At 69.9% G+C, this 14,843-nt stretch carries 1 protein-coding gene (running past one end of the window); it reads right to left on the bottom strand.

Going from position 1 to position 14,843, the window contains the following annotated elements; translation table 11 throughout:
* Positions 1–14,843 carry the 5' portion of a non-ribosomal peptide synthetase gene (locus CLV68_RS26015; RefSeq protein WP_121393527.1) on the bottom strand. Its footprint begins 4,039 nt before the window's first position, so 14,843 of the gene's 18,882 nt are visible here — the first part of the coding sequence; its start codon is at positions 14,841–14,843; its stop codon lies beyond the left edge, outside the window.

Genomic DNA, 14,843 nt, shown 5'->3' with positions numbered 1-14,843 from the left:
GGAGCCGTCCCGAGGTCGAACCGGATAGCGCGGTCCGCGGCGATCAAGACCTCCGCCTCTTGCGCGGAACCTGCGGCGACCTCGCGCCACGGCACGTCGACCCGGCGAGCGACCACCTGGACGACCCGGCCCGTTGACAGCGTCGGGAACGCGGCCCGCAGCGTGTCGTGCCGGTCGACAACGGCCTGCGCGGCGGCGCGCAAACGATTGCCGTCCACGTCGCCGCGCAGGGTCAGCACCTGCTGGGTGGTGTAGACGTCCACTTCGGACTCGTCGAACGCGGTGAGGAACAGCAGGCCCTCTTGCAGCGGCGTGGTCGACCAGACATCGGCCGGGTCGTGGCCCTCGTCGATCTCGTCGACCTCGACCTGGGTGAGCGCGGCCAGCGGCCAGTCCGAGGGCGAGTGCCCGCCGCCGTCGACTCGGGCGAGGTCGGCCAGCGCGGCGGCCCACCGGGCAGCCAGGTCGTGCACCGTCTCGTCGGGGACAGCAGCGACCCACGCGAAGTGCGCGGTGAGCGTGTCGCCCTCGGCGAGGATGTTGAGCGCGACCGGGTGTCCGACGGCCATGGCGGCGTCGGCGCCGCCTGCGAGCGCGGCGGCCTCGGGCGCGGCCGACCAGTCGCCGGTCTCGCCCGCGCCGATGCGGCCCAGGTAGTTGACCAGGATGTCGCGCGGCGCGGCGGGCAAGTGGTCGCGGAGCAGGCCGTGGCCGAGCCCGTCTCCGGGAACGGCGCGGACGGCCTCCTTGACCAGCTTGAGCGTCGCGGCGGGAGTGTCGCCGGGGGTGAGGCGGACCGGGTGGATCTCGGTGAACCAGCCGATGGTGTCGGTGACCTCGTCGGAGCGGCCGTGGCCCTCAAGGTCCACCACGATGGGCCGGCCGACGGCGGTGGCGAGCGCGGCGAGCAGCACCTCGGTGGGCCCGGTGTGGAACGCGGCGGGGATGGGACCGAGCAAGGTCGTCGCGTTGGGGATCGTGACGGTGTGGGTCTTGGCGGTGCCGACTGTGTCGACGACGCCTTCTAGCGGCCGCGAGGCCAGCCTGTGCGCTGGAGTGGCGATCTCCTGCCACACGGGCAGTTCCGCTTCACGATCCTGCTTGTGGAGTGCGGTAGCCCAGCCTCGGAAGGACAGGCTTGTCGCGGTCGGACGTTCACCGTTGACGGCGCCAGCGAGTGCGGGCACGAGGATTCGCCACGAGACACCGTCGATGACGAGGTGGTGCGCGACGATCAGGACTCGGCCCGGCTCACCCTGGCCACGGTCGAACCAGACGACGCGGAGCACAACGCCTGCGGCCGGATCCAGCTCGCTGATGGCCCGCTCGGTCGCGTCCAGCAGGGTCTTGTTCCACTGCGGGCCGTAGTGCCCGGCGGCGTCGACATGGGCGACGACGGCGTTCGCGCTACCGACGACAAGTGCGTCATCCACCAAGCGAGTGCGCAGGACCGGGTGAACGTCGACCACGGCGTTGACGGCGGCGGCAAGTCGGTCGAACGTGAGCGTGGCAGGAGCCAGAAGAAGCCTGGACTGGTGGAAACGGTTGATGGGACCGCTTCTGCCAAGAAGCTCACGCATGACCGGGGTCAGCGGGATCTCGCCGATGGCGTTGTCCGGCTGCGCTTGCGCTGTCGTGCCGAGTTCGGCGACCGCGGCTAGAGCGGCGACCGTGCGGGTCTCGAACACCTGGCGGGTCGTGAACCTGATCCCGGTCGCCCTAGCGCGTGCGACGAGCTGCATCGAGATGATGCTGTCGCCGCCGAGCGCGAAGAAGTCATCGTCCGCGCCGACCTCGTCCAAGCCGAGGACGTCCGCGAACAAGCTGACGAGCGCGGCTTCGACAGCGGTCGCGGGTGCACGGGTGCCCGTGGTGACGCGCTCGGGCTCCGGGAGGGCTGCCCGGTCGACCTTGCCGTTGACGGTCGTCGGTAGCGCGTCCATGAGCACGAAGGTGGACGGGACCATGTAGTCGGGCAGGACAGACCGCGCCCAGTCGGCCAGCTCGGTCACGGTGACCGAGCCATCAGGAACGACGTATGCGACTAGGGACGACCTGCGCACGGTCACCACGGCACGCCGGACGGCCGGGTGCGTGGATAGGGCTGACTCGACCTCTTCGAGTTCGAGGCGCATACCTCGGATCTTGACCTGGTTGTCCGCGCGACCCACGAAATCGAGCGAGCCATCGACGTTCCACCGCGCGAGGTCGCCCGTGCGATAGAGGCGCTCACCTGCGGGACCGAACGGGTCCGCGATGAACCTGTTGGAGGTCAGACTGGGTGCGTTGACGTATCCGCGGCCGAGTAGGTAACCGCCCGCGTACAGCTCACCCGACTGCCCCACGGGAACCGGACGTAGATGCGGGTCGAGGACGTAGAGGCGCGTGTTCGGGTTGGGCTTGCCGATCGAGGTCGCGATCCGCTCGGCGGAAGCGCGGTACACCACGTGCGAGACACCGATGGTGGCCTCAGCAGGCCCGTAGCCGTGGTACATCGTGGTGTCGAGCCTGCGGCGGAACCGGTCGAACAGGTCCGGGGTGAGGACCTCGCCACCGCACCACACGTGCCGCAGGCCCGCGAGGGAGCCGGATTCGGTGGCCACGGTCAGCAGCGCGTCGAGCATCGACGAGGGCAGGTAGACGAAGGTGACGCCCTCGGTGTCGATCACGTCGAGCAGGTAGTTCGGGTCGCGTTCGCCCCCGGCGGCGGCCACCACGACCCGGCCACCGGCGACCAGCGGCAGGAAGATCTCGTTGATGGAGATGTCGAACGCCAGCGGCGCCTTGAACAGCGTGGCGTCGTCGGTGCCGAAGCCCAACAGGCCCAACTGCCAGTGCAGGCGGGCGCAGATGGCCTCGTGGCGGATCATGGCGCCCTTGGGGACACCGGTGGACCCGGACGTGAAGATCACATAGGCCAGGCCGAGCCCGTCAGCCGCAACGGGCTCCGGGGAAGCGGCGGGGTGCGGCCACGCATCAAGGTCGACGGGCACAGTCGGCACAGTTAGCTCCACCGCGTCCGGACCGGTGATCGCGACAACCGCGCGGGAGTCTGCCAAGACCCGCTCACGGCGGTCGGTGGGCCAAGCGGGGTCGACGGGGACGAACGCACCACCGGCGCGGAGTACGGCCACGAGCGCGACCACCATCTCGGCGGAACGCGGCAAGGCGATGCCAACGGTCTTCTCCGGGCCGACACCTTCGGCTCGCAGCTTCGCGGCTAGAGACGCGGTGAGGTCGTCCAGTTCGCGGTAGGTGAGCCTGCGATCGCCGTCGACAACGGCGATCGAGTCTGGGGCGGCGGCCATCTTGTCGGTGACCATGGCGGTAAGAGTGCGGGTGACCTCGGGCTCGGCGGTGTCGTTGAACGCTTCGAGGATCGTGGTGCGCTCGGCGTCAGTGAGAACGTCGATCTGCCCGACCTTGTCGGCGGTGGCGAGGTTGTCGAGCACGATCGCGAACCGCTCGGCGAGTTCACCGATCTCGCCGTGGTAGCGCAAACGCAGGTCCTGCCCGGGGTGTGCCACTACGGCCACCGGGTAGTGCGTGGCGTCGTGGCCGACGGCGCCGGTAACCCGGATCTCGGCGTCGGGGGCCTCTTCGGCGATCGGGTAGCTCTCGACGACCATCAGGGTGTCGAACAGCTCGCCCAAGCCTGCCTTGCGCTGGATCTCGGCGAGGCCGACGTCGTGGTGGCCGATGAGCGTGGCCTGCTCGTCCTGGACGCGGGCGAGCAGCGCGGCAGGTGTCTCCGCCGGGTCGACGCGGACGCGGACGGGCACGGTGTTGATGAACAGGCCGACCATGTCGGCGATGCCGTCGACGGCGCCGGAACGACCGGACACGGTGGCGCCGAACACGATGTCGTCGCGGCCGAGCAGCCTGGCCAGGGTCAGGCCCCACGCGACCTGGATGACGGTGTTCGCGGTGACCCGGTGGGCGCGGGCGATCTCGGCCAGGTCTTGCCGGACCGGGACGACGACCTCGTTCGGCTGGCCTGCGACCGCCACGTCGGGGGCGAGGATCGTGGGCTCGGTGAGCCCGGCCAGGGCCGTCTGCCAGGGCGCGCTGTCGCGCTGGGCCAGGGACGCCAGGTAGCGGCGGTAGTCACCGGGCTCGGTGAGTTCGGTACCGGAGTAGAACGCGATGAGGTCGCGGACCAGGAGCGGACCGGACCAGCCGTCGAGCACCAGGTGGTGGTTGGTCACTACGAGCCGGGAGCCGACGAGAGTGAATCGCACCAACGGGCCCGCCGCGATGTCGAACCCGCGCGCCCGGTCCTCTTCCAGGAAGGTACCCAGGTCGTCGGCGGTGGCGAAGGGGACGGTGGTGAGCGGTGTGACTACCTGGACGGGAACGCCTGAGTCCGTTGTCAGGAAAGACGTCCGCAGGTTGGCGTGCCTGTCGAGGACAGCTCCAACTGCCGCACGCAGACGGTCAGGATTGACGTTACCTTCGAGGTCGAGCACCAACTGGACGGTGTAGATGTCGTCGACCTCGGCGAGGTAGAGCAGACCGGTCTGGAGCGGGCTCAGGGGCCAGACGTCCGTCAAAGTTGGGTAGGCCGCAACTAGTGCGTCCACATCGGACTGCGGTAGCGCCACCAGTGGGAAGTCGGACGGGGTGTGCTCGACAGCGTCAGACGACTGGGCGTCGACAGCGAGTGCCTTGACCGCAGCAGCCCAGTCCGAGGCGAGTGCCACGACATCAACGTCCGCGCACGCACCAGGCGCGTAGGTCCACTCCGCGACGAGGACAGCGCCACCTGCTCGGTCCTCCACGGCAGCGTTGACCGCGATGGCGTGGCTGACCGGCATCTGCGGGTCGACACCCCCACCGAGCGCGTTCGCGTCGGGGGCTGGTGACCAGGGCCGACCGTCGAGGGTGAACCGACCCAGGTAATTGACCAACACCTCGGAGGTAGGGCCACCGATGAGCCCGTAGCCAACTCCGTTGTCCGGCACGGCGCGGGACAGCTCCTTGACCTGCTTGAGTCCACCATCGAGGCGCAGCGGGTGCAGCGAGGTGAACCACCCGACCGCGCGGGTCAAGTCGGCGCCCGGGACGGCCTGTTCCTCTCGGCCGTGCCCCTCGATGTCGACCCGCGTCGGGCCGCCCGCCGCCTGCGCCAACCCGGTCAGGATGGCCTCCCGGACGCCGGCGCCGAAGCGCCTGGGCAACGTCGTGAGCAGGGTGGCGGTGGTGTCCGGGTCGAGTTCGACGCGTTCGGTGCGGGTCGAGGCCGCGGTGTCGCGCGACGGGTCCAGTGGAGCGGTCCCCCACGGCTGGACGGGTTCGGCGAGCAGGTGGCGCCAGAAGTCGCCGTCAGTACGGGGACGGGTCATCAGTTCCCGCGCCCACAGCCGGAACGCGGTCGACTCCTGCGGCAGGTCGCCCTCGCACGCGGCGGCGAGGTCGCCTGCCAGGACACGCCACGAGACGCCGTCGACCACGAGGTGGTGCGCGGCGATGAGGAGTCGGCCGGTGCCGTCCCAGCGGAACGCGATCATCGCGCCCGCCCGGGGGTCCAGCGCGTCGAGTGCCTCGGTCACGTCCCACGGTCCGACGCGCAGCACGTCCGACACGGTGGGGGCGTCGCTGATGGTGACGCCGGTGTCGGTGAGGCGAGCGCCGAGAACGCTGTGGGTCGCGAGGACTCTCTGTAGCGCCAGCCGAAGGACGTCCTCGGTAAGACCCTCGGGTGTGACTAGGACGGTCGTCTGAGCGAATCGGCGGATAGGGCCACCGCGCTCGACCAGGTCTCGCATGACAGGGGTGAAGGGCAGGTCGCCGGTGGGCGAGCCGACGATGCCTGTCGAGACGGTAGAGCTATGCGCTGCGAGGGCCTTGACCGTGCGCAGTTCGAACACGTCTCGGGGAGCGATTCCAACCCCGGCGGCGCGTGCGGCGGTGACCAACTGGATGGACATGATGCTGTCGCCGCCGATGGCGAAGAAGTCGTCCTCGATGCCGACGGACGGTAGGCCCAACACGGTCGCGAAGACCTCGGCCAAAGCGTGCTCGGCTGGCGTGTCGGGCTGGCGGGACGACACGATGGCGGTGAAGTCCGGCTCAGGCAGGGCGGCGCGGTCTACCTTGCCGTTGACGGTCAGCGGCAACGCGTCGAGCGCAACGAGTGCGCCGGGCACGGCCTGTTCGGGCAAGACGTTCTGCAGGGATGCACGCGCGGCGGTGACGTCGACCGCGGCAGGGGTGACGTAGCCGACCAGTCGTCGATCGCGGAGCACGACAGCGGATGCGCGGACGCCGGGAAGCGCAGATAGTGCCGCCTCGACTTCACCCAGCTCTACGCGGAAACCACGGATCTTGACCTGGTCGTCGGTGCGCCCGGCGAACCGCAGAGACCCGTCACGTCCACGACGGACCAGGTCACCTGTGCGGTAGAGCCTGCCTTCACCGAAGGGGTTGGCCACGAACCGCTCGGCGGTGAGCGCGGGCCGGTTGAGGTAGCCGCGCGCGACCTGCGCTCCACCAACATAAAGCTCGCCGGTGACACCGGTCGGGACAGGCCGCAACCACTCGTCGAGTACGTAAGCGGTCGACCCAGCCACGGGACCACCGATGTTGGGCGTGTCGCCGTCGATAGCAGCCATCGTGACCATGACCGTGGCCTCGGTCGGGCCGTAGAAGTCGAACGCGGCGATGCCGGTCAGACGCTCCCAGAGCGCGGTGGGCACCGCTTCCCCGCCCATGCCGATGCCCTTGACGCCGGTGTCGAGCAGACCCCGGTCCACGAGCATGCCAATGGTGCTGGGGGTGGCCTCGACGAAGTCGACAGCGCGGTCTGTGACGGCCTTGAGGTAGGCGGCGGGGTCGGCGTACTCGTCCCGGGTGAGCAGGTGCAGCTCGTGGCCGTCCAGGAGCCACAGCAGCTGCTGCCAGGACGCGTCGAACGCGAACGAGAACCCGTGCGACACCCGCAGCCGCCGCCCACCGGACACCGGGCCGAACACAGCGGCCTGGTTGGCCTGGAACAGCGAGGTGATCTGGCGGTGCGCGACGGCGACGCCCTTGGGCAGACCGGTGGAGCCGGATGTGTAGATCACATACGCGGCCGAGTCCGGGTGCGGGAGGACGTCGAGCGGGGTGTCCGGCTGGGCGTCGATCGCAGGGTCGTCCGGCCGCAGGGTGGGCTGGGTGGGCAGGGCGGGGTGAATAGGCAGAGTGGGCGGGTCCGCGGTGAGGGTGTCGGTGATCAGCAGCGTGGGCTTGGCGTCGGCGATGAGGTGGTCGAGGCGGGCGCGCGGATAGTCCGCGTCGAGCGGGAGGTGCGCCGCTCCTGCCTCGATGACCGCGAACAGGGCGATGACCAGGTCGACGCCGCGCGGCAGGGCGACGGCGACGATGTCCTCGGCGCCGATCCCGAGCTCGACGAGGTGCCGGGCGAGCTTGCGGACGCGGGAGCCCAGCTCGCCGAAGGTGAGGGTCTGGTCGGCGACCAGCGCGATGTCGTCGGGGCGGGCGGTGATCTGCGCGGCGAGGAGTTCGGGCAGGGTGCGCGGGCCGTCCTGGAGCGGGGGCGACTGGCGCCAGGCGAGTTCGCGCGGCGTGCGGATGTCGATGGCGGACAGGCGGGTACGCGGGTCGGTCGCGATCGCGTCGAGCAGTGTGGTGAGCCGCCAGGCCAGGTCATCGGCGGTGTCGCGGTCGAACAGGGCGGTGGCGTAGTCGACGGAGACGTCGATGCCGCCCTCGGCGCGTTCGGCCAGGGTGATCGTGAGGTCGACCTTGGCGGTGGTCAGCTCGACCGGCTCCGCGACGCCGCCGTGGCCGGGCAGGCCGGGGTTCGCGGTGGGGGCGGCGCGGTGCACCAGCATGGTCTGGAACAGCGGGTTGCGGCCCAGCAGGCGCGCTGGGGCGAGGTCGTCGACGACCCGGTCGAACGGCACGTCCTGGTGCGCGTAGGCGGCCAGGTCGGCGGCGCGGGCGCGGGCGAGCAGGTCGGTGAACCCCGGGTCGCCTGCGGTGTCGACGCGCAGGACGACGGTGTTGACCAGGAAACCGATGAGGCCGTCGAGCCGGTCGTCCACGCGGCCCGCGACGGGGGCGCCGAGCGGGATGTCGGTCCCGGCGCCGAGCGCGGTGAGCAGCGCCGCCACGGCGGCGTGGCCGACCATGAACAGCGACGCGCCTTGTCCGGCGGCGAGGTCGGTGAGCGCGCGGTGGGTGTCGGCGCTGACCACGGCGCGCACGCGCGCGCCACGGTGGTCGGCGGCCGCGGGGCGGTGGCGGTCCGTGGGGAGGGCGATCTCCTCGGGGAGACCGTCGAGTGCCCGGCGCCAGTAGGCGAGTTGGGTGTCGGCGACCGTGTCGAGGAGCGCCCGCTGCCAGACGGCGTAGTCGGCGTACTGGACGGGAAGTGGCGCGAAGTCGGGCTCTTGTCCTGTCTTGCGGGCGGTGTAGGCAGCGCCAAGTTCAGCCCACAGGGTCGCCTCGGACCATTCGTCGGCGGCGACGTGGTGGACCAAGACCAGCAGCACCGACGCGGTGGGCGTAGTGAACAGCCACGCGCGGATCGGGATGTCGGTCGCGAGGTCGAACGCGTGCTCGGCAGCCTCGGTGACGAGAGCAGGTAGTGCTTCCTCGGTGGTCTCGACGACATCGAGGGTGGGCTTACGGTCGGTGATGACCTGGTGGGTGTCGGTGAGGACCGTGCGCAGGCTCTCGTGCCTAGCGACTAGGTCGTGCAGCGCCGCAACGAGAGAGGTGACATCAACGTCGCCGGTGAGGCGAGAGGTGAAGGGGATGTTGTAGGTCGGCGAGGGACCTTCGACGCGGTAAGCGAACCAGAGGCGTTGCTGTGCGGCCGAGAGCGGGACCAGTTCCGGGCGCGGAAGCTCGCCAGGGACCGGGCGTGGGGCGGTGGTGATGTCCGTGCGCGCGGCTAGGCCCGCGACGGTGGACGCCTCGAAGACGTCGCGTACCGAAAGTTCGGCGCCGAGGCCGGTGCGGACTCGGTTGACCAGACGGGTCGCGAGCAGCGAGTGGCCGCCTAGCGCGAAGAAGTCATCGTCTACGCCTACCGCGTCGAGCCCCAGCAGATCGGCATAAGCGGCGCAGAGGAACTCCTCCACAGCCGTTTTCGGAGCGCGATCGGTGTTCGCTTGAGCCTGCGGCTCCGGAAGGGCCTTGCGATCAGTCTTACCGCTAGGGCTCAACGGGATGGCGTCAATACCCACGATGACCGATGGCACGAGATGAGCGGGCAGGGTCTTGGCCAGCTCGTCCTTGACGCGCGCGCTGGCCTCGGGCGGGACTACGTAGCCGATGAGCCTGTCTTGCCGAACGGTCGCCACCGCGTGGATGACACCGTCGACGGACGTCATGGCGGCCTCGACCTCGCCGAGTTCGATGCGGAACCCGCGCAGCTTGACCTGGTCATCCACACGACCCAGGTATTCCACCGCGCCGTCGTTCCACCTGGCGACGTCACCGGTGCGGTAGAGCCTGCCTTCGGCGAAGGGGTTCGCCACGAACCGCTCGGCCGTCAACCCTGGCCGGTTGAGGTAGCCCCAGGCGAGTTGCACACCGGCCAGGTAAAGCTCACCGGGGACGCCTGGGGGGACCGGGCGCAGGTCGCGGTCCAGGACGAAGGTGTCGGTGTTCCACACGGGCCGTCCAATAGGGACGGTTCCCGTGTTGGCGACACGGATAGCGGTAACGTCGACCGAAGCCTCGGTAGGCCCATAGAGGTTGTGCAGCTCAGCGGTGGAGACTACGCGGAACTCGTCACGCAGGTCTTCCGGGAGTGCCTCGCCCGAGCACAGAACTCGCCGTAGTGCGGACACGCGCTTGGCGGCCGGGTCTGCGACGAAGGCACGCAGCATCGACGGCACGAAGTGCACCGTGGTGACCTGGTTGCGCTCGATCACCTCGGCCAGGTACGCCGGATCTCGGTGACCGCCAGGCTTCGCGAACACCAGCGTCGCACCGGAGATCAACGGCCAGAAGAACTCCCACACCGAAACATCGAAACTCGCCGGGGTCTTCTGCAGTACCCGCTCGCCCGGGGTGAGCCCATACTCGGCCTGCATCCACAGCAGACGGTTCACAATCCCGGACTGCGGCACCACCACGCCCTTGGGCCGCCCGGTGGAACCCGACGTGTAGATCACGTACGCGGCCCGGTCGCCAGCAGGCTCGACGATACCCAAGCCTGCCTCTCCGCCGTGATAGGTGCCATCGGGGTCGAGGACCAAGTGCGGAGTGCCTACTAGAGCGCTGCCTTCACCCGCGATGACCACCGTGGGGGCAGCGTCAGCGACCATGAAGGTCAAGCGGGCCAAGGGGTAGTCAGGGTCGAGAGGGAGATAGGCGGCTCCCGCGCGCTGGATTCCCAGCAGGGCGACGATAAGAGCGGCTGAGCGCTCCAAGAGCACACCGACAATGGAGTCAGGGCCGATGCCGCGAGAGCGTAGTTCGGCTGCCAGAGCCCAGACACGGGTGTCGAGTTCGGCGTAACTCAGGCAGGCTCCGCCGTCGACGATGACCGCAGGGGCCTCGGGGTGTGCGGCGACCTGCGCGGCGAACAGCGCGGGGATCGACTCGCCGCGCACCGGGACCCGTGCGCCCTGCCACAGCGAGGTCACCGCAGCGCGCTCTGGGGCCAAGAGCACGTCGACCAACTCCACCGACGCCTCAGGCGCGGCCACCACAGCACGCAGGAACGCCACGAACCTCGCAGCGAACGCTTCGACGGTCGTAGGCGAGTACAGGTCGAGCGCGTACTCGACGAAGCCCCGGAGGCCGTCCGACTGCTCCGACAGGTCGACGGTCAGGTCGAACTTGGCCGTGTCGGTGTGCACCAGTTCCAGCGAGCGCGCGAACCCCGACGGCAACTCGGGGTGGTAGGCGAACAGCACCTGGAACAACGGGTGCCGACCGGCCGACCGGCGCGGCGACAGGGCCTCCACCATGCGCTCGAACGGCGTGTTCTGGTTGTCGAACGCCGCGAGGTCGGCGGCGCGCACCCGCGCCAGCAGCTCGGCGAACGACGGCGCCCCGGAGATGTCCGTGCGCAGCGGGACCGTGTTGACGAAGAAGCCGATCAGCGGGTCCACCACGGGGTCGACCCGGCCCGCGGTGGGCGTGCCGATCACGATGTCGGTGCCCGCGCCCAGCCGTGACAGCAGCGCGGCGAGGGCGGCGTGCACGACCATGAACACGCTCGTGCCGGACCGCACGGCCAGCTCCCGCACGGCGGTGTGCAGGTCGGCCGGGATGTCCAGTGGGACCGTGCCGCCACGGTGCGACGCGCGGGCCGGTCGCGCGTGATCGGGGCGTAGACCGACCTCGTCCGGTGCACCGCGCAGGGTCGTCGACCAGAAGTCCAGCCCGTCTTCTTCCAGACCCCGCTGCCACAGCGCGAAGTCCGCGTACTGCAACGGCAGTGGTGTGAACGACGGCGCTGTACCGGCCAACCTGGCCTCGTACGCCACGCCTAGGTCCGCGACCAGTGGCCCTAGCGACCACTCGTCACCCGCGATGTGGTGCAGCACCAGCAAGACAGCACTACCGAGCACGTGAACGCGGAGCGGCGAGTCGGCGCGAAGGTCGAACGGGGCACGCGCGGCTGCATCCACCGTGCCGCCTTCTAGGACGGTGGGCCACACGTGGCCAATGACCTGGTATGCGATCCCGTCCGCGTCCGTGGCGACGACCGTGCGCAGCACCTCGTGCCGTTCCGCGACATCGGCGACCGCAGCGCGCAAGGCGGCCACATCGACCTGGTCGTCGAACCGCAGCAGCAGCGGGATGTGGTAGGTCGGGTCAGGCCCATCAAGCTCGTGCACGAACCACAGTCGCCGCTGCGCGAACGACAACGGCACCCGCTCAGGCCGTTCCACAGCCCTAGGACCCGCCACCGCCGCTGCCGTCGTCAGGTGCTCCACCAGCCCGGCCACGGTAGGCGCGTCGAACACCGACCGGATGGACAGCTCGACACCTAGCTCCACCCGCGCCCGCACGCTCAACCGGGTCGCCAGCAGCGAAGTCCCGCCTAGCGCGAAGAAGTCGTCGTCGATACCGACATCGCGGACCCCGAGTACCTCGCCAACAAGGTCACACAGCGCTCGTTCGCGGGGATTGCGCGGAGCACGCCCGCCACCAACAAGGTCCGGTGCAGGCAACGCGCGCCGGTCGACCTTGCCGTTAGGGGTCAGCGGAATCTCCGGTAGCCCCATCAACGCGGACGGGACCATGTACTCCGGTAGCGCTGCCCGTGCCCAGTCAGTCAGGTCGTCCGGAACCGACGGGACGACGTAAGCGACGAGCCTCTGCTCGGCCAGGCTCGCCCCGTGCGCCACAACCACGACGCGCTCAACATGGGGATGCCGCGCGAGGACGGTCTCGATCTCCCCTAGCTCGATCCGGAAGCCACGCACCTTGACCTGGTGGTCGACCCGGCCGAGCACGTGGAGCAGCCCGTCAGGCCCACGGCGCGCGAGGTCGCCGGTGCGGTACATGCGCGACCCGGCGGGCCCGTAGGGGTCCGCTGTGAAGCGTTCGGCGCTCAACCCCGGACGAGCGTGGTAGCCCCGCGCGAGACCGTCACCGGCGATGTAGAGCTCGCCAGGAACGCCAACGGGGACCGTCTTAAGGGCGCCGTCCAGCACATAGACGGTTGTGTTGGCGATAGGCAGGCCGATGGAGACGCCTTCGCCGTTCAGGTCATGTGCGGTCGACCAGATGGTGGTCTCGGTAGGTCCGTACAGGTTGGTGACACCACGAGACCGCGCGAGCTCTAGCGCGAGATCTGCGGGCAATCCCTCCCCACCCACCAGCACGCGCAGGCCATGGGCAGCGTTCGGGTAAGCGGCCAGAAGCGCCTGCCACAGCGAAGGAGTCGCCTGCATGACGGTGGCGCCATCGGCGATGACAGCGGCCAGCAGGGCCGGATCGCGCGCCGTGTCGCCGTCCACCAACCGGACTGTGGCACCGGACAGCAGCGGCACGAACAACTCCAACCCGGAGATGTCGAACCCGACCGTCGTCACGGCGACCAACACGTCGTCGGCACCGAGCGCGAACCGGTCGACCATGTCCAGCAGGAAGTTGACCAACGCGCCGGACGGGATCACCACGCCCTTCGGGCGCCCGGTAGAGCCCGAGGTGTACAGCACGTACGCGGCCTGATCAGCACGCACCGAGACAGGGCTGACCATCCCGGTCCTCACCTCGTCGAACTGCAAGCCGTCAGCGCCAACAACCAGCACCGGCGCCGCGTCGGCGAGCATGTACTCCAGCCGATCGGCCGGGAACCCCAGGTCGAGCGGCAAGTAAGCCGCGCCGGTGGACGCCACCGCCAGCAGCGTCGCGACAAGGTCAACGGTCCGAGGCAGCGCTACCGCCACCACCGTCTCCGGACCAGCCCCCCGCTCACGCAAGGTCGCAGCGATCGCACCAACGCGTTCCACCAACTCGCGGTACGTCACCGCCCGCGCCCCGTCCCGTACCGCAACCCGGTCCGGCGTCCGTTCAGCCTGCGCCACAACGAGTTCAGCAAGACTCAGTGCCGGACGAGCGGGCTGTGGCCCGACCACCGAGACAGGCTCGTCCAGCAGCCCCAATCGCCCGGTCGGGAGGTCGGCGGCAGCATCAACGAGGCCCCGCAGCACGGTCACGAACGCGTCGAGGTAGCCGGAGAGGTCCGCATCGCTGTACCGAGCGGGGTTACCGTCAACCTCAATCTCCAGCGACCCCTGCGCGTTGTAGACCGTGAACGACAAGTCCTCTGCCGGGCCAGCCGACAGGTAGTGCACGGCAGCGTCCACCCCGCCGAAGTCCAGCTCGGCCCGGTACGGCTTCAGGTTCACCCACGGCCCGACCAGCCGCCGCCCCGCCGCGAGCAGGTGCGCGTCCCGCCGGACGTCTTCGCCCCGGTAGGTCTGGTGTGGACTGACCGCGCGCAACTCGGCCCGCACCGCCGCGAGCAGGTCGCCCACCGACGTCCCCGGCGTCACCGCGACCCGTAGGGGTACGACGTTGACCGTCGTCGTCGGGATCCGCGCGGACACCGAGCCGAGCCTGCCCATCATCGGCAACCCCAACACGACCTCGTCGGCCCCGGTAGCCCGGTGCACCACAAGCCCCACGGCAGCGGAAACCAAGGCAGGTCCGTGCAACGGCTCCAGTTGGAGGTCAGCACTCCCCCGCACCCGCCGGAAGCCCACGACCGACTCGGTGGAGTTCGAAGGTGACACAACTTCGGGCAGGTCCGCGACCCGCTCCGCCCACCACACCCGGTCCGCGGCGAACTTCTCCGACGCGCGGTAGACGTCCTGCTCCGCCACATACGCCGACACCGGCGCGAAGGGCGACGGTCCGACCTCGGTGTCACCGGCCAACGCGCGGTACACATCCGACACCCGCCGCGCGACCAGGGAGAACCCGTACCCGTCGAGCACGATGTGGTGCGCCCGCAGGTACCAGAGGTGGTGCTCGGGCCCGAGCACGAGCAGTGCCTGCGCCGCGACCGGGCCCGCCAACAGGTCGACCGGACGCGCGCGGTCGTCGTCCATCCAGCGCGACGCCGCCGCCATCGGGTCGACCACGTCGCTGAAGTCCACCAGTGCCACCGGTACCGCTACCGCGCCGGGCAGTTGCGAGACCTCGTCGCCATCGGTGGTGAAGACCGTGCCGAGCGCCTCGGCCTCGGCGCCGACCGTGGTCGCCGCGCGCAGGAACGCCTCGACCACGAGGGGTCCGCGCAGCTCGACGGCCTCGGCCGTGGTGTACCCGGCCCCGGTGCCGTCGAGCCGCTGGGCGAACCACAGCGCCTGCTGGGCGGGCGAGAGACCCACCGGAACCACTGGCACAGACAT

It is taken from the genome of Actinokineospora cianjurensis, assembly GCF_003663795.1.
GTDB lineage: Bacteria > Actinomycetota > Actinomycetes > Mycobacteriales > Pseudonocardiaceae > Actinokineospora > Actinokineospora terrae.
Note: the sequence above shows the minus strand (reverse complement) of the source record. Positions and strands in the feature narration are given on the sequence as shown.